The 22,737-nt window shown below is 63.9% G+C and carries 20 protein-coding genes and 1 tRNA gene; 13 read left to right on the top strand and 8 right to left on the bottom strand.

Annotation, left to right across the window (positions count from 1 at the left end; genetic code table 11):
- Positions 1–486: 486 nt before the first annotated feature.
- Entirely contained in the window at positions 487–2,505 is a 2,019-nt protein-coding gene (locus tag ACRECS_RS02750; protein WP_431581426.1) for a TonB-dependent receptor plug domain-containing protein, read from the top strand.
- On the opposite strand, the gene ACRECS_RS02755 is transcribed toward ACRECS_RS02750, so the two are convergent.
- Positions 2,506–3,996, bottom strand: a complete 1,491-nt coding sequence (locus tag ACRECS_RS02755; RefSeq protein ID WP_431581427.1) for a carboxylesterase/lipase family protein — start codon at positions 3,994–3,996, stop codon at positions 2,506–2,508.
- A gap of 463 nt (positions 3,997–4,459) precedes the next feature.
- On the bottom strand, positions 4,460–5,368 hold the full coding sequence (locus ACRECS_RS02760; protein ID WP_431581428.1) for a LysR family transcriptional regulator: 909 nt from the start codon (positions 5,366–5,368) through the stop codon (positions 4,460–4,462).
- A 118-nt stretch (positions 5,369–5,486) separates the two neighbouring features.
- Here ACRECS_RS02760 and ACRECS_RS02765 point away from each other — a divergent pair, with 118 nt between their 5' ends.
- The 6 genes from ACRECS_RS02765 (at position 5,487) to ACRECS_RS02790 (ending at position 9,014) form a co-directional block, all read left to right on the top strand.
- Positions 5,487–6,026, top strand: coding sequence for a carboxymuconolactone decarboxylase family protein (locus tag ACRECS_RS02765; protein WP_431581429.1), 540 nt, complete (start codon positions 5,487–5,489; stop codon positions 6,024–6,026).
- A gap of 25 nt (positions 6,027–6,051) precedes the next feature.
- Positions 6,052–6,681: a pyridoxamine 5'-phosphate oxidase family protein gene (locus tag ACRECS_RS02770; RefSeq protein WP_431581430.1), complete on the top strand. Its 630-nt coding sequence runs from the start codon at positions 6,052–6,054 to the stop codon at positions 6,679–6,681.
- Positions 6,681–7,151: a DUF1348 family protein gene (locus tag ACRECS_RS02775; RefSeq protein WP_431581431.1), complete on the top strand. Its 471-nt coding sequence runs from the start codon at positions 6,681–6,683 to the stop codon at positions 7,149–7,151. Before ACRECS_RS02770 ends, ACRECS_RS02775 begins: the two co-directional genes overlap by 1 nt.
- Before the next feature lie 77 nt (positions 7,152–7,228).
- Positions 7,229–8,083, top strand: a complete 855-nt coding sequence (locus ACRECS_RS02780) for an alpha/beta fold hydrolase (protein WP_431581432.1) — start codon at positions 7,229–7,231, stop codon at positions 8,081–8,083.
- Positions 8,084–8,122: 39 nt separating this feature from the next.
- Positions 8,123–8,572, top strand: coding sequence for a peptide-methionine (R)-S-oxide reductase MsrB (msrB, locus tag ACRECS_RS02785; RefSeq protein WP_431581433.1), 450 nt, complete (start codon positions 8,123–8,125; stop codon positions 8,570–8,572).
- A gap of 64 nt (positions 8,573–8,636) precedes the next feature.
- The gene (locus tag ACRECS_RS02790; protein ID WP_431581434.1) at positions 8,637–9,014 is read left to right on the top strand and encodes a nuclear transport factor 2 family protein; all 378 of its coding nucleotides are present in this window, start codon (positions 8,637–8,639) and stop codon (positions 9,012–9,014) included.
- 15 nt (positions 9,015–9,029) lie between these two features.
- Here the strand turns inward: ACRECS_RS02790 and epsC are convergent, their stop codons facing one another.
- The 4 genes from epsC to ACRECS_RS02810 form a co-directional block, all read right to left on the bottom strand.
- Positions 9,030–9,971, bottom strand: coding sequence for a serine O-acetyltransferase EpsC (gene epsC / locus ACRECS_RS02795; RefSeq protein ID WP_431581435.1), 942 nt, complete (start codon positions 9,969–9,971; stop codon positions 9,030–9,032).
- 56 nt (positions 9,972–10,027) lie between these two features.
- Positions 10,028–11,134 (bottom strand): pyridoxal phosphate-dependent aminotransferase, encoded by a 1,107-nt coding sequence (locus ACRECS_RS02800; protein WP_431581436.1) that lies wholly within the window; start codon positions 11,132–11,134, stop codon positions 10,028–10,030.
- Complete coding sequence (locus ACRECS_RS02805; RefSeq protein WP_431581437.1) at positions 11,134–13,779, bottom strand: TonB-dependent receptor plug domain-containing protein; 2,646 nt, start codon at positions 13,777–13,779, stop codon at positions 11,134–11,136. The genes ACRECS_RS02800 and ACRECS_RS02805 overlap by 1 nt, the downstream gene beginning before the upstream one ends.
- A gap of 69 nt (positions 13,780–13,848) precedes the next feature.
- Positions 13,849–14,019: a hypothetical protein gene (locus ACRECS_RS02810; RefSeq protein WP_431581438.1), complete on the bottom strand. Its 171-nt coding sequence runs from the start codon at positions 14,017–14,019 to the stop codon at positions 13,849–13,851.
- Here ACRECS_RS02810 and ACRECS_RS02815 point away from each other — a divergent pair.
- The 6 genes from ACRECS_RS02815 (at position 14,005) to ACRECS_RS02840 (ending at position 21,084) form a co-directional block, all read left to right on the top strand.
- The gene (locus ACRECS_RS02815; RefSeq protein ID WP_431581439.1) at positions 14,005–14,784 is read left to right on the top strand and encodes a sulfite exporter TauE/SafE family protein; all 780 of its coding nucleotides are present in this window, start codon (positions 14,005–14,007) and stop codon (positions 14,782–14,784) included. The genes ACRECS_RS02810 and ACRECS_RS02815 overlap by 15 nt on opposite strands.
- A gap of 427 nt (positions 14,785–15,211) precedes the next feature.
- Positions 15,212–17,581 carry a TonB-dependent receptor gene (locus ACRECS_RS02820; protein ID WP_431581440.1) on the top strand — a complete coding sequence of 790 codons (2,370 nt, stop codon included), beginning with the start codon at positions 15,212–15,214 and terminating at the stop codon, positions 17,579–17,581.
- Positions 17,582–17,624: 43 nt separating this feature from the next.
- The gene (locus ACRECS_RS02825; RefSeq protein WP_431581441.1) at positions 17,625–18,563 is read left to right on the top strand and encodes a TauD/TfdA dioxygenase family protein; all 939 of its coding nucleotides are present in this window, start codon (positions 17,625–17,627) and stop codon (positions 18,561–18,563) included.
- The gene (locus ACRECS_RS02830; protein WP_431581442.1) at positions 18,560–19,543 is read left to right on the top strand and encodes an aliphatic sulfonate ABC transporter substrate-binding protein; all 984 of its coding nucleotides are present in this window, start codon (positions 18,560–18,562) and stop codon (positions 19,541–19,543) included. The genes ACRECS_RS02825 and ACRECS_RS02830 overlap by 4 nt, the downstream gene beginning before the upstream one ends.
- Positions 19,516–20,325: an ABC transporter permease subunit gene (locus ACRECS_RS02835; protein WP_431581443.1), complete on the top strand. Its 810-nt coding sequence runs from the start codon at positions 19,516–19,518 to the stop codon at positions 20,323–20,325. The genes ACRECS_RS02830 and ACRECS_RS02835 overlap by 28 nt, the downstream gene beginning before the upstream one ends.
- A 3-nt stretch (positions 20,326–20,328) precedes the next feature.
- Positions 20,329–21,084: an ABC transporter ATP-binding protein gene (locus tag ACRECS_RS02840; RefSeq protein WP_431581444.1), complete on the top strand. Its 756-nt coding sequence runs from the start codon at positions 20,329–20,331 to the stop codon at positions 21,082–21,084.
- 146 nt (positions 21,085–21,230) lie between these two features.
- Here ACRECS_RS02840 and ssuD read toward each other — a convergent pair whose 3' ends face one another.
- Positions 21,231–22,418, bottom strand: a complete 1,188-nt coding sequence (gene ssuD / locus ACRECS_RS02845; RefSeq protein WP_431581445.1) for an FMNH2-dependent alkanesulfonate monooxygenase — start codon at positions 22,416–22,418, stop codon at positions 21,231–21,233.
- 202 nt (positions 22,419–22,620) lie between these two features.
- Positions 22,621–22,696 (bottom strand) — tRNA-Lys (locus tag ACRECS_RS02850).
- Between the last annotated feature and the right edge of the window lie 41 nt (positions 22,697–22,737).

A 22,737-nucleotide genomic window follows, 5' to 3' on the forward strand; every position in this document is an offset into this window, starting at 1 on the left:
AATCGCGCCGTTGCCGGTCTCACCGGCTGGCTCCACTCCTCGAACATTATTATTGTTCGGCGTGACGACAGCGACTCCGGCGTAGCGCAAAGCGCGGGCAAAAAAAAGGGCCAGCCCCTCGAAAGGGACCGGCCTTGAAAGTTTTAGGAGAGGATGCCTGAAAGGCACGGTCTTTGTGCACTGCAGCGTGAATTATCGCAAGTGCGAAAAATGCGTGTATGATTGCGTTTTGTGCAACTGTAATCATTTATGCGCAACCAGCGCATGTGGCGGAATTGCGTGGATTTTTCCGGGATTACCGTACCGGGCGCTGTGACCTTGGCGTGCAATAATATTATCTTCACCAAGATTTGAGCATAACTGCTGCGTTGCGGCGCAACGATTTGGGCACGAAACTGAGCGTCGGCTTCAGCTTTTTTGCTGAAGCGAAAATGGAAATAATGGCTAAGGGGTGGGCCGTTCCGCTCCGAAAGACCATCCGCCATCATGCCTCGTCCGATCAGCCTGCCGCTCATTGCCCTGATGCTGCCGATTCCCGCGCTCGCGCAGCAGGCGCCGTCGGGTCCGGCCGATGCCGGTGGCGACATTGTCGTGATCGGCGCCGGCCTGCCATTGCCGCCGGGCACGTCTGCCTATGGCTCCGTGGTGATCGACCGCGACCGGCTGACCGACGAGGCATCGGGCCGCGTCGAGAATGTCCTGAAGGATGTCGCCGGCTTTCAGCAATTCCGCCGCTCGGACAGCCGCTCGGCCAACCCTTCTGCACAAGGCATCACCCTACGCTCGCTTGGCGGCAATGCGTCGAGCCGTACCCTGGTGCTGCTCGACGGCGTACCGATCGCCGATCCGTTCTTCGGCTATATCCCGTTCACCTCGCTGTCCGGCGACCGGCTTGGCGCGGTGCGCGTCACGCGCGGCGGCGGATCGGGGCCGTTCGGGGCCGGCGCGGTCGCGGGGACGGTCGAACTGGTCAGTGCGGGACGCGATGACCTTCCTCTTGCCTCGGGCGAAGGCTTCTACGGCAGCAACGATGCGATGAGCCTGTCCGGGGCCATTTCGCCCGATCTTGGTGGCGGCTTTGCGACTCTGTCGGGCAAGTTCGAGCGCGGGGACGGCTTCTTCACCACGCCGCCGGCGCAGCGCGTTCCAGCCACGGCGCGAGCGCGGTATCGCGACTGGTCGGCCGGTCTGCGTGCAGTCGCGCCGCTTGATGCCCAGACCGACCTGCAATTTCGCGGCACCGTGTTCGGCGACAATCGCACATTGCGCTTCACCGGTGCGGACAGTTCGTCGGAGGGCCAGGATGCCAGCGTGCGTCTGGTTCATCGCGGTGATTGGCAGGTCGATGCGCTTGCCTATGTCCAGGCACGCAACTTCACCAACAAGGTGATCAGCGCGACGAATTTTCGCCTGACGCTCGATCAGCGGAACACGCCCTCGACCGGGCTTGGCGGCAAGATCGAGATCCGCCCCCCAGTCGGGCCCGACCATGTGCTGCGTATCGGCGTCGATGCACGGCTCGCGGAGGGGGGGCTGTTCGAAGATGCCTATAGCGGCGTCACCGGCCTGGTCACGGCACGACGCAATGCCGGCGGCAGGACCAGCACGATTGGCGCGTTCCTTGAGGATGACTGGTCGATCGGCAAGCTGGTGCTGACCGGCGGGGTGCGCGGCGATCGCTGGACGATCACTGACGGTTTCTACCGCGAACGCGGTGCGGCGGGCCTGCCGATCGCCAATAATGACTTTGCCAACCGCGACGGGTTTGAAGGTACTGGCCGGGTCGGCGCGCTGTTCCACGCGAGCAATGCGATGGCGTTTCGTGCGGCAGGCTATACCGGCTTCCGCTTGCCGACCCTGAACGAACTGTATCGCCCGTTCGTGGTCTTTCCGATCACCACTCAGGCGAACGAGAATCTTGGTCTCGAAAAGCTCAAGGGTGTCGAGGCCGGGATCGATGTCACGCCGCTGCCCGGGGTGAAGATCGGCGTGACGGCCTTTTACAACCGGCTCGATGACGCCATCGCCAATGTCACGATCAGTCCCATATTGCGCCAACGCCGCAACGTCGATGCGATCGTCGCCAAGGGGGTTGAGGTCACCGCAGACATGCGTTTCGGCGCGGTCAGTTTCGACGCGTCTTATGCCTTCAGCGATTCCACGGTGCAGACATCGGGCAGTTCCGCTGGCCTTGACGGCTTCACCCCGGCGCAGAGCCCGCGCCATTCGGCCAGCGCGACCTTGGGCTGGGCTCCGCTCGGCGGCCCGGCCTTGTCGGCGACGCTGCGCTATGTCGGTGCGCAGTTCGAGGATGATCTCGAGAAAGATGTCCTGCCCGATGCGCTGACCGTCGATGCGACCGCGCGCATGCCAATGACAAAGCATGTGTCGATCATCGGGCGGGTGGAGAATCTGTTCGACGAAACCGTGGTCACCCGCAATGCCGGGGGATCGATGGACTACGGTACGCCACAGACCTTCTGGATTGGTGTCCGCTTCAACTGATCAGGGAGGGGCCCAGTGCGTGCAGAGCTCGGCACGCAACCCGGTACCGGCGACCGGCGTGCCCGCGCGCAAATCCAGATAGTGTTGTGCCGCGTCATAAGCCGGCCAGCGCGTCAGGCCGGCACCATTCGGGTCGCCGCTGCGGATGAAATTCGCCCAATAAGCCTGGAGCGGCGGCGCATCGGCGGCAATGCCGTCCTCGCCCGGATTGCTAAAGACATGGCGTAACTCACTCGAATGCCCCGGCTGATAGGTGAAATTGTAGCGCCACACCGGAATGCCCGACCGCTGGCGCATCCCGGCGACATACCCGGTCGGGCAGGTGAAGACGATGTCGGTGCCGATCTGCATCCGCGTAGGGCCGCGTATCGGGTCAGCGGGCGGCGCATCGGTACGGTCGAAGCCGTAGAACCGAGCCGCTGTGGTTCCATTCGCGCCGAATGCCTGGAGCAGCCGCCTGCGCGCGCCGGGCAAGTCGGGGTAGAAATCGATCTCCTGCGCATTGGTGCCGATCAGCAGCGGTACGCGCTGGCCGCCGCCTCGAGCCAGCGTCTTTGCGGGCGGCTCGGTGATGACATGGCCGTCAATCGTCGCCTGCACCCAGGGACTGCCGGCCTCAGGCAGACCGGGCAGGGTAATGCCGCGCGCCGCCTCCAGCAGCGCAGCCACGGGCAGCGCCCGTAGCGCGGTGGCACTGGCATGAGGCTGGCCGGCCAGTGCGGCGAGCCGCTCGCCAATCGCCTCGGAAGCGTGCAGATCGCGGGCTGGAAAGCCAAACCCCGCCGTGCCGCTCTCCTCGATCGCGCGTCGGAACAACCCCTTGGCCAGCGGCGAAACCTGTAGCAGCCCCACGCCCATTGCGCCGGCCGATTGACCGCCAAGCGTCACCTGTGCCGGATCGCCGCCGAACCGGGCGATGTTGCGTTTGATCCAGGCCAGCGCCGCTTGCTGGTCCATCAGCCCGTAATTGCCCGAGGCATGAAAGGGCGATTCCGCGGTCAGTGCCGGGTGCGCCATGAACCCAAGCGCGCCGAGCCGGTACTGGATCGACGCCAGAACCACACCCCGCCGTACCATCGATGATGCGATCGTACCTGCGCCCCCGCCAGCCTTGTTTCCGCCGCCATGGACCCACACCAGCACCGGCAGGCGCCGCGCCGGTTTCAGGCTGGGCGTGGCGATTTCCAGATACAGGCAGTCCTCGGCGCTATAATCGGCATTGGCCTGGTTCCAGCTGTCACTGAGCTGCGCGCACGCAGGTGCCGAGCGCGTCGCATCGCGCACGCCTGTCCATGGCTTGACCCGAACCGGCGGTCGCCAGCGCAGCGCGCCAACCGGCGCCGCCGCGAACGGCACACCCCGAAAGGCGATGCGGTCGGCAAGCCGCTCGCCACGGATCTGCCCGCCATCGACGCTGACGATAGTCGTGTCAGGTGCCGCTGCTGTGAGAAGCATCAGGCCGGCAAGGGCCGTCGCGCGCCAGAACATCATCGACCATCGTCCCGATCAAAGGTCGCGCCGGGCCTCAAAGGGCACGGCACCTCGTATATACCTACTGTTTGGACGCGTGTTGCCAACAACCTGATCGCGGACGATTCAACATCGAGGCAAGCCGTGAGAGCGTGAGGCGAACGAAACATCAGCTGGTGTTCGCTCCGCTCTTTGACATGACTGGTAGATATCGAGCGCGTCTGCGTCCGCTGTTTCGGCAATAACAGCGGTCAGCTCACCGCTGTTATTCCGCTGTTCGACCCCTGTTCGACCGCTGTTCCACCCCTGTTACCGAATATCGGCAGATAGGGATCAAGGCGCTGAAAATAAGCGATGAATCCGCATTTTGAATCCAACTTAACAGGGGTGGTTTTTTTATTCCCCGAATAACAGCGGAAAAACTGGGTCCAATGTTGAATGCGACTCGTGTTCCGACAGCGACACTCGCCGAATGTCGGCGGGTCTAAGTTCCGCTTCCGAGTGTTTGCCGCAGGCGTGGTGCCGCGAAGTCGAGGAAGCGGCGCATCTTGAGCGGCATCTGGCCACGTGCTGCGTGGATCAGATTGATCGGCGCTGGCTCGGGTTCGAACGCTTCGAGGATGATCTCCAGCGTGCCGGCCTCGACTGCCTGTGCCACCTGATAGTGCAGCAGGCGCGCGACCCCGACCTGACGAACCGCCGCATCCACCGCCGCCTCGGCTGTGGAGACTGTGAGCCGCGGCACGATCGGGATTTCGCCCGCTATGTCTGATCCCGTCGACCGGAGATGCCAGCCCGGCGACGGCAGCGGGATGGCGAGCGTGATACAGGGCAGGCGAGCGAGATCCTCCGGCACTTGCGGCACGCCGTGCCCGGCCAGCAAGGCGGGGCTGGCGCAGATCACGGTGCGCATCGACCCGACCCGCGTTGCGATCATGGTGCTGTCCGGCAGCCTGCCGATGCGCACCGCCATGTCGACATGATCGTCGATCAGATGGACGTTCCGGTCCGACAGGAAGAGGCGGATGTTAATCTCCGGGAACAGTGCCAGGAAATCGATCACCACGGGCAGGACATGCAGGCGGCCGAACAGCACCGGCGCAGTCAGCACCAGTTCGCCTTTCGGCGTGACGAACTCGCCCGCCGCCTCGCGCTCCGCATCCTCGACCTGTTCCAGGATGCGCCGCGCCGCCGCGACATAGGCGATGCCGGCATCGGTCAGGGTCAGCTTGCGGGTGGTGCGGATCAGCAGCCGGGTGCCGAGCAGCGCCTCCAGGTCGGAGATCTTGCGGCTCAGCGTCGGCACGGGAACGCACAGCGCGCGTCCGGCGGCGGACAGGCTGCCCTGTTCGATGACGGTCAACAGCATCGACATGGCTTCGAAACGATCCATCGATCTTTCCATTTTTCGGTAAGGTGAGTTCCAGTCTTATCGGATTATACGGTGAAGTTAAAAGAGCCATTTAACGGCTTGCGGGTCGGATCGGCTCGCGCGTCACAGGAGGTGATCAATGTCCCGTATCGCTATTCCGACCCGCGATGCAGCACCCGAAGCGTCCCGCGCGACGCTCGACGCGGTCCACCGCCAGCTTGGCGTCGTGCCGAATCTGTTCCGACTGCTCGCCATCAGCCCGGCAGCATTGGCGAGCTACACGGGCCTGTCGGAGCCGCTCAAGAAAGTGCTCGACGTAAAGACACGCGAGCGGATCGCGCTGGCGGTCGCCGAGGTCAATGGCTGCGACTATTGTCTCTCGGCACACTCCTATCTCGCGCTCAACCTGGCCAAGATTGGCCCGGAGGAGATTGCGCTCAACCGTCGTGGTGGCTCGTCCGATCCGCACGCCGACGCGGCGGTGCGCTTCGCCGCCACTGTGGCGCGGGAGCGCGGCCATGTGAGCGACGCTGACCTCGCCGCGGTGCGCCTGGCCGGCTTTGGTGATGCCCAGATCATTGAGATCGTCGCGCTGGTGGCTGAGAATGTCTTCACGAACTTCCTCAACGAAGTCGCGGCGACTGACATCGACTTCCCGGCGGTCCGCGCCGCCGCCTGACACTTTTCGACGCCGGAGACCGATCATGTCCTATGGTTTTCTCGACATTGCCGTGACGCCCAGCGTCCGTGCCGCGCAGGCGGCGATGGGCGTCGAGGAGATGTGGACCGGTTTCAAGGGCCACCGCGCCTTTGATCGCTTCACCGAGAATGAGGCAGCGTTCATTGCCGATCGCGACAGCTTCTACATGGCGACGGTGTCGGAGACCGGTTGGCCCTATGTCCAGCACCGTGGCGGGCCGCGCGGATTTGTGAAACTGGTCGACGACCGCACGCTCGCCATTCCCGATTATCGCGGCAACCGGCAATATATCAGCGTCGGCAATCTCGCGGCGAGCGACCGGGCGGCGCTGATCCTGATGGACTATACGCGGCGCGCCCGGCTGAAAATCTATGCGCATATCGAGGCGGTCGCGCTCGATGCCGATCCGGCGTTGACCGCACTGGTCACCATCCCCGACTATAAGGCGAAGATGGAGCGTATCTTGTTGCTGCGGCTGGAGGCGTTCGACTGGAACTGCCCGCAGCACATCACGCCGCGTTTCACCGAGCCGGAGGTTGCCGAGGCGGTCAGGCCGCTACGTGATCGCCTGGCTCAGCTGGAAAGCGAGAATGCCGCGCTGCGCGCCAGACTCGGCGCTGAAGGAGATCGATGATGGAGCCCCAACGTCCGCCCGTGCCACCGTTCACCCTGGCGTCGGCGACCGAGAAAGTCCGGCTCGCCGAGGATGGCTGGAACAGCCGCGACCCGGCGCGCGTCGCGCTGGCCTATACGCCGGGCAGCCGGTGGCGGAATCGCGCCGAGTTTCTCGAGGGCCGCGACGCGATAGTCGCCTTCCTGACGCGCAAATGGGAGCGGGAGCTCGAATACCGGCTGATCAAGGAGTTATGGGCATTCCGCGACAACCGGATCGCGGTGCGCTTCGCCTATGAATGGCGCGACGACAGCGGTCAGTGGTTCCGATCCTATGGCAATGAGAATTGGGAGTTCGATGAAGCGGGGCTGATGTGCCTGCGCATCGCCAGCATCAACGATGCACCGATCCGCGACTGCGATCGCTGCTATCACTGGCCGCCAGGCCGGCGACCCGACGACCATCCGGGGCTCAGCGACCTGGGCTTCTAGCCCCTCCAACCCTTTCGACCGACCCGATTACCACCAACCCGGCGGCGCCTGCCGTTCCGGCAATGAGGAAGCATGTCATGACCAATACCACCTACCGCACCGCCGATGTCGATGGCTTCGAGATATTCTATCGCGAGGCCGGCGATCCGGCAAAGCCGACGCTGTTGCTGCTGCACGGCTTTCCGACCTCGGGCCATATGTTCCGCGACCTGATCCCGCTGCTTGCCGATCGCTTTCACCTTGTCGCGCCCGACTTGCCCGGCTTCGGCCGCTCGGCGCTGCCGTCGCGCACCGCCTTCACCTACAGCTTCGACCAGCTCGCCAGGGTGATTGACCGCTTCACTGAGGTGATCGGGCTCGACCGTTTCGCAATCTATATCTTCGACTATGGCGCACCGACCGGGTTGCGCATCGCAATGGCGCATCCGGAGCGGGTGACCGCAATCATCACACAGAACGGCAATGCCTATGTGGAGGGGCTCAGCGAAGGCTGGAACCCGATCGAGCGCTACTGGCGCGAGCCGACCGATGCCAATCGCCAGGCGCTGCGTGCGATGCTGACCGTGGACTCGATCCGCTGGCAGTATGAGCACGGCACGGCGGATGTCGCAGCAGTGTCGCCCGACGGCATCGCGCTCGACCTCCATTATCTCGAGCGGCCTGAGGCCGATGAGGTGCAGCTCGATCTGATGCTCGACTATGCCAGCAATGTGGCGCTCTATCCCGCTTTCCAGGCCTATTTCCGCGATCATCAGCCAAAGCTGCTGGCAATCTGGGGCAAGAACGATCCGTTCTTCCTGCCGCCCGGCGCTGAGGCCTATCGCCGCGATCTGCCGAACGCCGAGATCCGGTTTCTCGACACAGGACATTTCGCGCTCGAAACCCATGCGAGCGAGATCGCGGAAGCGATCGCCGGCTTCCTCGACAAATAGCGGGGCGGTTCCCATTTAGGGCGGGATTGGAGACCCATCATGGCAGACTATCGCAAGACCGCCGAAGCCGTCGCAGCGCTCACCCCGGAACAGTACCGCGTCACGCAGCAGAGCGGGACCGAGCGGCCGGGTACGGGCCCGCTGCTCGCCAACAAGGAGCCGGGCATCTATGTCGATATCGTGTCGGGCGAGCCGCTGTTCGCCTCGTCCGACAAATATGAATCCGGCTGCGGATGGCCGAGCTTCACCAAGCCGATCGAACCGGCGAATGTGAGCGAATTGCGCGACGACACACACGGCATGGTGCGCACCGAGGTCCGCTCGGCGCATGGCGACAGTCATCTCGGCCATGTCTTCCCGGACGGACCGCAGGATCGCGGCGGCTTGCGCTACTGCATCAACTCCGCGTCGCTGCGCTTCGTGCACCGCGACGACATGGTGGCGCAGGGCTATGGCGCCTATCTCGATCAGGTCGAAGAGGTGGCGTGAACCAAGGATCGGGCGGACGCGAGGCGCAGCGTCCCCCCGGTTCGAGCGCAAGCGAGAGATTGAGATGAACGACCGAAGCATACGGGCGGCGCTGGAGCGCCATTGGGAAGCTTCGGACGCCAATGATTTCCCGGCCGAGCATGATATCTACCGCGCGGATGCAGTGCTCTTCTACCCGCAGTCCGGCGAGAGGATTAGCGGCCGGGACAAGATCAAGGAAAGCCGGCGCGTCCAGCCGAGCAGGAAGCGCTTTACGGTCCGACGCATTATCGGCGACGGTGATCTGTGGGTCAGCGAGTTCGTGCTCACCTATGACGGCGCACCCTCTTTCGTGGTGAGCATTATGGAATTCCGCGGCGGGCTGGTGGCCAGGGAAACGCAGTATTTCGCCGATCCGTTTGACCCCGGCCCGTCGCGTAAGCATCTTGTTGAGCCGATGTAACCGGCCAGATCTGTTCTAGCGCCCACGCCCGGCCGGGCGGATCAGTGGCTCGGGTGCCTCGACCACGCTGTCAGATGGGACATCGCGCCGCAGCCAGACATTGCCGCCGATGTGAGAGCGGGCGCCGACGGTCAACGGGCCCAGCAGGACCGCGCCCGCAAAGATCACGACGTCATCTTCGATCGCGGGATGGCGCCGAGCCGCACCTTCGCCTCCCATCTGAGCCGCACCTGCTGCCACTGGTTCGCCGCCCAGCGTGACGCCCTGATACAGCCGGACGCGGTCGCCGATCGTGGCGGTCTCGCCGATGACGATCCCGGTGCCGTGGTCCATGAAAAATCGCCGCCCGATGCGCGCGCCGGGATGGATGTCGATTCCGGTTTCGGCATGGGCGATCTCGGCAATGACGCGGGCGACCAGCGGCGCGCCAAGGCGATGGAGGAGATGCGCCAGCCGGTGATGAATGATCGCCGCAAGCGAAGGGTAGGACAACAGGACTTCGTCGACACTGCGCGCCGCCGGGTCATTGGCGAAGCCGGCCTCGACATCGTCGTCGAGCAGGCGCCGGATGCCGGGCAGGCTCGCCGCGAATGCGCCGATGATGCGATCGGCTTCCGCGCTTTCCTCGACGCTGCCAATTCCGGGATGAGCGATGCGAAGTTCGATGACGATCTGCGCGGCAAGTTGCGACAGTGTCGATTCCAGCGTCGCCTCGATCCAGCGATTCTCGTTGCCGGCGGTCAGTTCCGGCGGACCCAGACGCAACGGAAACAGCGCCGAGCCCAACTCACGCAGGATTCGCTCCAGCGCCCGACGGGCAGGAAACTGCAGCCCACGCTCGGCATGTCGGGCGTGGCCCGAACGCCAGTCCTGCCGCGCGCGCTGCAGCCCGTCGATCACGATGTTCAGGTCATCGGGAAACGCGATCGTCGATGCGGTTTCGCCATGATCGGTCATGTCATTCCCTTTCAGCTACAGGCCCCCGAGTTTCCACGTCAGTGGTCAGGCCCCAGTCATGAAATCACATCACGCAACAGGCGGATGGCGGCATCAGTCTCGGCGGGCAGGCCGACCGTGATCCGGATCCAATCGTCGAGCGGCGGAAAGCTGCGCGCGATCTGGATGTTGCGCTTCACTGCCGCACGGCGAAGATCCGCTGCGGCCGTGGTCTGGAAGAAGACGAAATTTGCCCGGCTATCGGTGTGCCGCAGATCAAGCGCGTCCAGCGCGGCGGTCAGCCGGTGCCGCTCGGTCAGGCTCCGCTCGCGCACCGACCGGACATGCGCCTGATCGCTCAGTGCTGCCGCGGCGGCGACCAGAGCGAGCCGATTGAGCGAATGCGGTGCGCCGATCCCGGCCTTGCGCAGCCCATCGGCCAGCGCCGTCGGGGCAAGTGCGTAGCCGATCGACAAACCAGCCAAGCCGTAGACTTTGGCGAGCGTGCGGAAGACCAGGACATTTGCGCCGTCACGAAGGTGCCGCACCGCGCTGCGGTCGGCGAGGTTGTCATATTCCAGATAGGCCTCGTCGACCACGACGAGGGTCCGGCGCGCGGCATCGCGGATGAAGGCATCGAGCGTAGTCTGGTCACTCACCGTGCCCGACGGGTTATGCGGATTGACCAGATTGACCGCCAGCGTCCGCGCGTCGATTGCGCGGGCCAGCGCCGGCAGGTCATTCTCGAGCTGCGCATTGAGCGGAACTGGCACCGCCACCCCGCCAAGCGGCGCGCTGGCATCGACCAGCGCAGTATAGCCCGGCGCCGAATAGACAATGCCGCCGCCGCCCGGGCGCTGGCGTGCCAGGAAAAGACCGAGCGGTTCGAGCACCTCGCCGATCACGACCTGCTCAGGGGCAACCCGTTCGAGCGCGGCAATCTGGTTTACCAGCGCATCGACTTCGCCTTGCTCGACATAGCGTTCGATCCCGCGAAGATGAGTGGCGATCGCCTGCCCTACCCTGGGTGAGGGGCCAAATGCATTCTCGTTGAGGTTGAGCCGGATCGGGCCGGCCGGACGGCCCGATCCGGCCGCAAAGGCCGAACTGGTGGTTGCGGCGAGCAATCCGGCACCGCCGACTTGCAGCCATTGGCGGCGGGTGAGGGGGGCATGGTCAGACATCAGAAGCTGAATCCCACACGCGCATAATAAAAGGCTCCGCTAAAACCGAACGGCGAGAACTCGCTGTACGGGAAAACCCCGAACGTATCGGCCCCGGTCAGGGCCGGTGTCGATGCGATGTTCTTCGTCGGATAGACGTTGAAGATATTGTTCGCCCCGACCGTGGCGGTGATGTTGGGCGTGACCTGACCGGTGAAACTGAAATCGGTGACCCATTTGGGATCGAGCCGCTGGATCACATCGACATTGCCGGCGCTGCCCGATTCCGTCGGGAGCGTCCGGAAGGGTGTCGAGCCCTGTGCGATCAGCGCGACATTGGCCGGCGTCTGGTTGGTCAAGGCGACCTGCTCGACCCGCCCATAGCGCGTGGTGCGGGCATCGAAGGTGATCGGCCCGATCTTCCAGTTGGCGCCGAGCGCGACCTTGTCGCGCGGCCGGCCATGTTCGATGCGGGTGCGTTCGTTGATGTCGAACAAGGGGGTGGTGATCCCCAGCGCGGTGATCTGGCCGGGTGTCCTGCCGACCCGGCGAAGCCGGACCTGATTGTAATTGTACGCAGCACTCAGCCGCAGCACGCTCCAGCTGCCAAGCCGGGTGGTATAGGCGGCCGTCGCATCGATACCCCGGGTGCGCGTGTCGATCGCATTGGTGAAATAGCGCACGCTGGTCACGCCCGGGATGCCGATCGACGCGAGATAGTCGCGCAGGGCACGGCACCCTGCGGCATCGACATAGTTGGATGACAGCGCGATCTGGTTGTCGATATCGATCTGATAATAATCGACCGATGCGGTGAGCCCGCCGCCGGCAAATGTCAGGCCGCCGCCGAAATTGGTCGATTTCTCGGGCTTCAGGTCCTGCGCGCCCAATGCCCGGGCGAGCGGCGACCCGACCGGGGCCGTGCGCACCAGCACGAATTCGGGAAAGCCGGTGCTATTGTTGACGATGGTGCGGCTGCTGGTCGAACTGAAATATTGCTGCGCGAGCGAGGGGGCATGGAAGCCGGTGCTGACCGAGCCGCGCAGGGCAAAGCCGGCCGGCAGCTGGAGGCGAGTCGATGCCTGGCCGTTCCAGGTATCGCCGAAATCGCTATAATCCTCATAGCGGCCGGCAAGGTTCACCTGCCAGCCCTTGACCGGCTCGGCATTGAGTTCAGCGAACGCGCCGATCGCGTGGCGATCGGCCTTGACCGCATCGGCCGGCTGGATACCGGCAAAGCCCTGTGATCCGATCGTCGGCACGGCGCCGGCATTGGGGCCGTCCAGGATGCGGGCCGGACCAAAGGCATAGCTGTTCGGCTGGCCCGGCGTGATCTTATAGCCATCGTAGCGCAGCTCGGCGCCCACCGCCAAGCCGATCGGCGCCGCCAGGCCGGCATCGAAATCGCGCGACAGAGTGAGGTCGGTGGTCGACTGCCAGTTGCTGAACTTGCCGGCGTAGAAGCGGGTCGGGCTTGCCGTGCCAAGTGTCGCATTGAGCGTGTTGGTCGGACGATAGTCGATGCTGTTGCCGCCATAGACCGAGGACAGGTCCCAACCCCAGCCCGCCAGATCGCCGCGCAGCCCCAGCCCGGCCGAATAATCCACGCTCTTGGTGTCGATGAACGGCAGGAAGCCATTGGGGTAGATCGCGCGGACATTCTCGTCCTGGCCGGCGCGGCGGAACGAAGCGTTGGAATGCGCCTTGCTCTCGCGATAGCCGCCAAAGCCGTACAGCTCGGCATCGCCGATCGGCTTCTTCAGATTGACGACGAGGCTTGCATCCTTCGTGTCCCCTTCATCGGCGAAACGCCACACATTGCGGTCGACCGTCGCCTCGCGCGGGTCGAGCGTGGTGCCGGCGACGCCACCCGGCGGATTGAGCCCGAGGCCGGCGCCATAGCGTGCGGACAAAGGCTGCGGCGTACCGGTGGGCGAGATGCCGAAATAGAATTGGCGCGTATCGGGCAGCGCCCGGTTCGCACCCTTATGGTCGCGATAATAAGCGGTTGCGTTGATGAACCCGTCATCGCCAAGCTTGAAGCCGCCGCCGAGCGAGAACTCATAGGTATCGCCGCCGCCATCATAAGTGGTGCCGGCGCTGGCCGTGCCGTGGAATTTGGTGTCTTCGCGCAGCAATATGTTGATCACGCCGGCAATCGCGTCGGAACCATATTGCGCCGATGCGCCGTCACGCAGGATTTCGATCCGGCCGATCGCGGCCGCGGGGATTTGGTTGAGATCGGTCGGCGTCGCTCCCTTGCCGATCGTGCCGCCGGTATTGACCCAAGCCGCATTGTGAAGGCGCTTGCCGTTGACCAGGACCAGAGTCTCATCGGGCGACAGACCACGCAGCGAGGCCGAATGGATATGCGTGTTGCCGTCCGGCGTGGTCGGCGTCGCAAAGGCGAAGGACGGCGCAAGCTGGCGCAGCACTTCAGTGGTTTCCTGATAGCCCGATGCGCGCAGATCATCGCCGCGCAGCACATCGATCGGTACCGGTGACGTGGTGACCGTACGATCCGAAAAGCGCGTGCCGGTGACGACGATCTCATCGCCGGGCGCGATACTTGCTGCCGTCGATGTGTCGGGGGCCACAAGATTCTGAGCATTCGCCTGGAGCGAAACAAGTGATGTGGCGAACAGCCAGGCGGATTTTCTCGGCATGTGGTAACTCCCCGTTTTCTACCTTCAGCCGATACCCTATCGAATTAGTAGGAAAACAAAGAAAATCTATCATGCCATCGCTTGGTCGCGCTTTGCGCGGGACAGTCTGATGATGGCGGGCAGGAGAAAATCTACCTCGCACGCGTTGTTGGATGCGTCGTAGTTTTCGCCCTGGATGGTCCGGCTGCCGGACCCGCCGTCAACGTTCAGCAGGCGGGTAAAGAGATGTTCGAGATCCATCCCCTATATTCGCTCGCGGGCGTCGCGGTGGGGCTCCTGGTCGGCCTGACCGGTGTCGGGGGCGGATCGTTGATGACACCGCTGCTCGTGCTGGCATTCGGCTTCCACCCGACCACGGCGGTCGGCACCGATCTTCTTTATGCATCTGCGACAAAGACGGTCGGCACCGCGGTCCATGGTTTCAACCGCACGGTGGATTGGAAGGTCGTGCGGCGGCTGGCCTTGGGCAGTGTGCCAGCGACGCTGGTAACGCTTCTGGCACTGGCTTATGCCGGCACGAAATTTGACGGCACGGAGCATGTGATCACCGTCACGCTTGGCTTCGCGCTGATCGCAACGGCGATCGCCATGGCGTTCCGTCGTCAGATCCTGGCCTATTATGCCGACGCGATAGACGCGATGACCGACGACAAGGTGAAGCGCCTGACTGTCATTCTCGGCGTCGCGCTTGGCGTTCTGGTGTCATTGTCGTCGGTGGGGGCGGGGGCACTCGGCATGACCGCGCTTCTGGTCCTGTATCCCAAGCTGCCGACCAACCGCCTTGTCGGGTCCGACATCGCTCATGCCGTGCCGTTGACCCTGATCGCAGGCATGGGACATTGGGCGATGGGCTCGGTGGATTTCGGGCTGCTGGTGTCACTGCTGATCGGATCCGTGCCGGGGATCATTATCGGCAGCCTGGTTTCGGCACGCATTCCGGATCATGTCTCGCGCGCGGTTCTCGCCGGGACGCTGGCCATCGTCGGCGGCAAGCTGATCTTTTAGAGCATCGGGCGCACGCGTTACCCTCTGGCCCGGCGCGCGACCATTGCGCTGCCGGCGCCACGCCGATGCTGTTGTCGACACTGAGAAAGAGCCTGCCGCACATGTCGGCAAGCGATGACATAGCCGGTCCGGCGTGATGGTTGAATCGCTACCGGCACTCTGCTGGGTGGTCGGGCCGCGGGAGATATGGGACACCGGTTTGTGTCATTTCCCACACCATGGCTGCGGCGAGAGCCTGTGAGAATATTGTCATATATCAAATACTAAGATGGATGATGCTGGAATGGGAGGGTACGTCGGTCCTTCCCGTGCCGGCATGATTTGAAGAATAGAAAACGTATCAAGCCCTAAAGAGCGCAGACGATTGTTACGCCTGAATATCCTATCATTTTAGTGGGATATATTAGGCGGGACACTGAACACGATGATGGCACGACAGGTTTCGCTCCGCTCCGGGGTAGGGGGATTGGCGCTGATCTGCGGTGCGGTGCCGGCATATGCGCACGTGCCGCCGGCTCAGGCGATTCAGCGCGCATCGGCAGGTATCGTCGCCACGGACGAGGGGGCCGAGGCGGCGTCCGCCGGCGAGGAATCGGAGGATATTCTGATCACGGCACGGCGTCGCGATGAGCGGTTGCAGGACGTGCCGATCGCGATCAGCGCGGTGTCGGGCGAGGCGCTGCAGACACAGCATATCGATCGCATCGCCGATTTCGCGGCGAAGTTGCCCAATTTTTCCGCGGTCCAGCAGAACACCCGCGTATCCGGCCTGTATGTGCGCGGACTTGGCGGCAATGCGAACAATGACGGCGCGGAATCCGGCGTCGGCCTGATCGTCGACAATGTGTTCTTCACTCATATCGGCTTCAGCTGGCTCGATTTCATCGATCTCGACCATATCGAACTGGTGCGTGGTCCGCAGGGCACTCTGCTCGGCAAGAACACCACCATCGGCGCGCTGGTCGTGACCACCAAGCGGCCGAGCTTCACACCGGAACTGAACCTGGAAGCCGGGTACGCGAATTACGGCCGGTACCAGATCCGCGCCAACGCGACGGGGCCAGTGATCGGCGACACGCTCGCGTACCGCGTGACGTTTTACCAGGACCAGTCGAACGGCTGGGCGCGCAACAAATATGACGGGCAGAAATATCTCGACATCAACCGCTGGGCGGTGCGCGGGCAGCTGCTGTTCGACAGCGGACCGGTCACCAGTCGGCTGATCGCCGAGCATTACGAGACCAGCGAATTCAACAATTATTATCCCAACTTTGCCGACGCGACGACCTTCGTCAACGGCGCGGTCCGTACCGGAAGCTGGGATACCAAGATGCGCACGCTGTTTGGCTACACGCCGGATTACACGGTGGGCAAGAATGCCGACCTGAACACCCAGCAGCGTATCGACAGCCGGGTCAACGGCATCTCAAACGAACTCAACATCAAGCTCGGCAGCCATACGCTGACGGCGGTGACGGCGTGGCGCCAGCTGCGCTTCCGACCCAAGAACGACAGTGACCAGTCGCCTTTCTCGATCCTGCGTGCCGGCTTCGATGTCGATGTCGACCAATATTCGCAAGAGCTGCGGCTTGCATCGCCAACTGGTGGCACGGTCGATTACCAGGTCGGCGGTTATTTTTTGCGCGAGGACCTGATCAGTAACAACCGCTCGATCTTCCAGTCTGATGCGACAAAATGGTTCCTGCCCGGCGCGCTGCCGTCCGCGATCCTTGATGGGGTCGAATATGATCAGCTCGGCAAGCTCCAGGTGACAAGCGGCGCCGCATTCGGCCAGGCGACCGTACATCTCAACGACCGCGCCTCCGTGACCAGCGGTGTGCGCTTCACTCGTGAAACGAAAAAGGCGTCGAATACCGCTATTACCTTTGGCGGAGCGTCACTCCCGGCAGTATTCGCGGGGGCGCGAACCGCGATCCTCACCGCGTTTGGAGGGCTGTTCACGCCGGTAGCGGACACGCGCACCACCGATAGCTGGTCCTGGCTGATCAACCCGTCCTACAAGATCAGCGACGACGTGCTGCTCTATGCCTCGGTCAGCTATGGCGAGAAATCGGGCGCCGCCAATCTGAGTGCGTCGGGCGACAAGCCGGTGATCATCGATCCGGAAAAGTCGACCGATTATGAAATCGGGCTGAAGGCGACGCTCGGGCGCGCGACGCTCAATGCCAATCTCTACTGGAACGATATCAAGGATTATCAGGCGGTTCAGCTTGATCCAACGCGCGTCTCACTGGGCAATTTCCTCGGCAATGCCGCCCGGGTGCGGCTGCGCGGTGTGGAGGTCGAAGGCGAGGTTAAGATCGGCGCGGGATTCAGCGCATCAGTCAGTGGATCGTACAACGACGCCACATACCGGTCATACAAGAATGCGCCGGTGCCGGTCGAATACAGCTATCCCGGTGGACCGGGGACTCTCGATCTGTCCGGCAAGCGCGTGGTCGGGTCGGCCAAATGGAGCGGCCAGGCCAGCATCGCCTATGACGCACCGGTCAGCGACCGGTTCAACCTCAACGGCTATGTCAACCAGACCTATCGCAGCGCGACCAACCTGCTCAATCCCTATTCCGCTTATGGCGCGCAGGACGGCTATGGCCTGACCAATGCCGGGATCGGCATCCGCACCGCCGACGATAAATATTCGCTGCTATTCTGGGGCCGGAACGTCTTCGACAAACGCTACGCGGTGGGCGTTGGCCAGGCGACCGCGGTCAATCCTTTCATCAAAGTACTCGGCGACCCGCGCACCTTCGGCGCCACCGTCAAGGGGCGGTTCTGATGCCCGCCGGACCATCACGCTTCGTTCTCACAGGAGAAAGATCATGACGTCGCTTGCGAATGCGTATCTCAATGTTCCCGATCCCGACAGCCCGATCGAGATCGTCGCGGTTGGCGGCAGGATCGGCGCCGAAGTGCGCGATGTACGGCTTGGCGCCGATCTGGATGACGCGACGCTCGCCGCGGTTCGCGCCGCGCTGGTGCGGCACAAGGTGCTGTTCTTCCGCGCGCAGGGGCATCTCGACGATGCCGGGCATGAAGCATTCGGCAAGCGCTTCGGTACGCCGGTCGCGCACCCCACGGTGCCGAGCCGGGGCGGCGATTTCCTGTTCGAGCTCGATTCCCAGCTCGGTGGGCGCGCCAATAACTGGCACACCGATGTCACCTTTGTTGAGGCCTATCCCTTCGCCTCGATCCTTCGTGCGGTGACCATTCCGCCGGCCGGGGGCGATACTGTCTGGGCCAATACCGCGGCCGCCTATCAGAACCTGCCGGAGGATCTGCGGGCTCTCGCCGACCGGCTGCGCGCGATCCACACCAATGCCTATGATTATGCCGCGGTGCGCCCCGAGGCGAGCGAGCGCGAGCTTGCGATCCACCGACATGTCTTCGCATCGACCGTCTACGAGGCCGAGCATCCCGTGGTGCGCGTGCATCCCGAAAGCGGCGAGCGGACCTTGCTGCTGGGCGCATTCGTGAAGCGCATCATCGGCCTGACGACGACGGAGTCGCAGCGCATCTACGACATCCTGCAAAGCTATGTGACGCGGCTGGAAAACACCGTGCGCTGGCGCTGGACCGAGGGGGATGTGGTGATCTGGGACAATCGCGCCACCCAGCATTACGCGATCGACGATTATGGCGACCAGCATCGCGTCGTGCGCCGCGTGACGCTCAACGGCCAGGTCGCGGTCGGCGTCGATGGACAGCCGAGCCGTCAGCTCCTGCCCGAACCAGCCGCTCTTCAGGGGATCGCAGCATGAACCGCCGTCAGATCCTCGCCGCTATTGCCGGCTTTGCCGCTACGCTGTCGCTCGCTGCATGCGGCGGCGCGCCGAAGCAGGCGGCCGCGAACAAGAGCATCGTGTTCGCCACCCAGAAGAACGGCGCTCCGTTCGTGGCACAGCAGCGCGGCGAGTTCGAAAAGCGACTGCAGGCACGCGGCTTCGGGCCGGTCAAATGGGTCGAATTCTCCTCCGGACCGCCATTGATCGAAGCCTTGCGCGCCGGGGCCGTCGATATCGGCCTCGTTGGCGATACGCCGGTGGTCTATGCCCAGGCTTCCAAGACCGATCTTTATTATGTCGCGACGCAGAGCTTGCCGGGCCTGGTCGGCAGTGGCCTGGTCGTGCCCAAGGCGTCCGCGATCCGTACCTTTGCCGACCTCAAGGGAAAGAAGGTCGCCTATACCAAGGGGTCATCGTCCGAATATACCATTGCCTCCGCGCTTGGCAGCATCGGCCTCAAACTGTCCGACATCGAACCGGTCAATCTCACCCCGGGTGATGCGCAGACCGCGCTCGCCAATGGCTCGATCGATGCCTGGCTGACCTGGGACCCCTATTTCACGCTGGCGCAGTTGCGCGGTGGTGCGCGCGAAATCGCCGTGCCGCAGGCCGATCTGCGCACCGTGGCCTTTTACGTCGCCTCGGGGAGCTTCGTGCGCGATCGGACCGATGTGCTGAAGGCGACGCTCGACGAGCTCCGCACAGAGGCAGAATGGGGCAATGCCAACCGCAGCTATTACCGTGACGAAGTCGCCAAGGCGACGCGATTGCCGCCGGCGGTGCTGCAGGGCATGCTCGATCGCTACAAGGATTTCCTCTTCGCGGTCGATCCGGTCACGCCGGCCGATATCGCCACCCAGCAGCGCGTGTCGGACTATCTGTTCGACGCCAAGGTGATCCCGGTCAAGGTCGATGCGGCGAAGGCGGCGTGGCGGGGCTGGACGCCGGCGCAATGACCGCCGCACGGTGCTGGCGGCTGAGCGACAGCGCGATCACCCCGGCGATCGTGCCGGTCGGACTGCTGCTTGCCTGGCAACTGGCGTCGACCGCGGGGCTGCTGCCATCGAATATCCTGCCCGCGCCGACCGCGGTGGTGAAGGCGGCCGGCGAACTGATCGCCAATGGCCAGCTTGTCGCCAATCTGGCGGTCAGCACGGCGCGGGCGCTGACCGGCCTGGTCGCGGGCGGGGCGGTCAGTTTTCTGCTTGGCCTGTTGTGCGGCGTGTCGCCGACCGGCCGCCGGCTGCTTGACCCGACCTTGCAGATGGTGCGGACTATCCCGCACCTCGCGCTGCTGCCGCTGGTCATATTGTGGTTCGGGATTGGCGAGCAGGCCAAGATATTGCTCGTGGCGTGGGGGATCTTCTTCCCGATCTACCTCAATACCTATCACGGCGTCGTCTCGACCGATCCGCAGCTGATCGAAATGGGCAAAAGCTATGGCATGACGCGGTGGGAGCTGTTCCGGCGCGTGATCTTTCCCGGCGCACTGCCATCGATCCTGGTCGGGCTGCGCTTCGGGCTTGGCATCATGTGGCTGACGCTGATCGTCGCGGAGACGATCGCGGCCAATTCGGGCATCGGCTATATGGCGATGCAGGCGCGCGAGTTCAGCCAGACCGATATCATCGTGCTGTCGATCTTCGTGTACGCCACACTTGGCAAGCTTGCCGACAGCCTGACGCGCCTGCTCGAACGGCGCCTGCTGCGCTGGAACCCCGCTTATGCAAAGGCCTGAACCATGAGCGCACCGCATCTGCGGGTAATCGACCCCGGCCATACGCCGCGCGCGGGAGCCTCCGTCGCGGTGCGCGGGCTGACCGTCGAGTTCGGCGCCAATCGCGTGCTTGACCGGCTCGATCTCGACCTGGCCGCCGGCGAGTTCGTCTCGATTGTCGGGCGATCAGGCTGTGGCAAGAGCACCTTGCTGCGCGCCGTGCTGGGATTGTTGACCCCGAGCGAGGGGCGGGTCGAGACCGATATCGCCGCATCGCGCGTGGTCTTTCAGGAGCCGCGGCTGCTGCCCTGGGCGACGGTGCGTGACAATGTCGCGGTCGGTGCGCGCGGAATCGCTGACCGGGCGACACGCAACCGGCTAATCGATGAACGGCTGGAAGAAGTGGGACTGGCCGACAAGGCGGGGGAATGGCCGGCCAATCTGTCCGGTGGGCAACGCCAGCGCGTGGCACTGGCCCGCGCCCTGATCAGCCGGCCACGGCTGCTGGTGCTGGACGAACCGCTCGGCGCGCTCGACGCGCTCACCAGGATCGAGATGCAGGGGCTGCTCGAGCGCGTCTGGGCGGCGGAAAGCTTCTCGGCACTGCTGGTGACGCACGACGTTGCCGAAGCGGTGGCGCTGGGCGACCGGGTGATCGTGCTGGAGGCGGGACGGATCGCGCTCGACATCCGCGTCGATATCCCGCGCCCGCGCCGCCATGGCGACGCTGAACTGGCGCGGATCGAGGGGGTAATTCTGGATCGGCTGCTGGGGCGCTGAACATGTCGGTTTGAGCGCACTCACATCTGCCGTTCGTGCTGAGCTTGTCGAAGCACCGCTTTTCCTCATCCAGGTCAGAGAAAGAAGAACGGCTCTTCGACAAGCTCAGAGCGAACGGAGGTAGGGGCAGTCGATAACCTTGTGGCTCAGGTCATTCGCCCCGCCGCCTTCTGGCCGGCGATCGGCGGCAGGAACGGCAGGACCGGGGGCAATGTCTCGCGCCAGTGATGCGGCAGGTTGAGTTTTGGGAACAGCAGTTCGGCAACACGGTACGCTTCCTCGAGATGCGGATAACCTGAGCCGATCACCGTATCGATGCCGATATCGGCATATTCCTGCAGCCGCTCGGCAATGCTGTCCGGGCTGCCGACCAGCGCGGTGCCGGCGCCGGTTCGGACCAGGCCAATGCCGGCCCATAGATTGGGGGCGATCTCGAGATTGTCGCGGCTGCCCCTGTGCAGCGCCTGCATCCGGCTCTGGCCAACCGAATCCGTTCCCTTGGTCAGCATCGCCTGGAACTGGGCGATCTGTTCGTCGGAGACATGCTGGATCAGGTCGTGCGCGGCGGCCCAGGCCTGGTCGTCGGTGTCGCGCACGATGAAATGGATGCGAAGACCAAAGCGGATCGTCCGACCGCGTTTCGCGGCGCGCGCGCGCACATCGTCGATGACCTCTTTCAGCTGCTGCGGCGGTTCGCCCCAGGCGAGATAGACATCGACATGCTCGGCAGCGATCTCGCGCGCGATGTCGGAGGAGCCGCCGAACCAGATCGGCGCATGCGGTTGGTGGACAAAGGGAAACAACAGCTTGCCGCCATTGATCGAGAGGTATTTTCCTTCCTGCGTGACAGTGTCGCCGCGCGCCAGCTTGCGCCAGATGTCGAGGAATTCGGCCGTCTGCTCATAGCGTTCGGTATGGCCGAGAAAGATGCCGTCCTGTGCCAATGTCACCGGGCTGCCACCGGTCACCACGTTGAGCAGCGCGCGGCCGTCGCTCAGCCGGTCGAGCGCGGCCGCCTGACGTACCGCCTCAGCCGGTGCGGTCAGGCCGGGGCGCAGCGCAACGAGCAGTTTCAATCGCTCGGTGAACGGCGCGATCGAGGCCGCAGTGATCCAGGCGTCGGCACAGGCAGCGCCCGTCGGCATCAGGACGCCGTAATAGCCAAGCCGGTCAGCCGCGACGGCGATCTCCCGCAGGTAAGCGGGTGTGGGTGCGCGTTCGCCGGTCGGCGACGCCAGATAGCGGGCGTCGCCGCCCGACGGGATGAACCAGAGAAAGTCGAGCGGGCTGCGATCGGCTGCCGCGACGGGGCGGATCTGGGTGGCGACGTTCATGAGTGCTCCTGTGCGCGGCTTCCTGCTAGGAAGCGGGTGGCTTCCCTGGATGCAGTCTTTTCAATCTCCATTAATCTAATGGGATATGCAACACACACAGAAACTCACGGCGCAGAAGTTTTGCTTTGGCGCGGAGATGGGGCGGCGGGCGGCCTTCGGCTCAAGCCGATGACTTGCCGAGGAAGACACTGTCGAAAGGGGATGGTGGACGCACTTGGGCTCGAACCAAGGACCCGCTGATTAAGAGTCAGCTGCTCTACCAACTGAGCTATGCGTCCATATCCGGGGCGGCTGGATCGGTGCGTTGGAAGGCACCGCC

This window comes from Sphingomonas sp., from assembly GCF_050725575.1.
In the GTDB taxonomy this organism is placed as follows: domain Bacteria; phylum Pseudomonadota; class Alphaproteobacteria; order Sphingomonadales; family Sphingomonadaceae; genus Sphingomonas.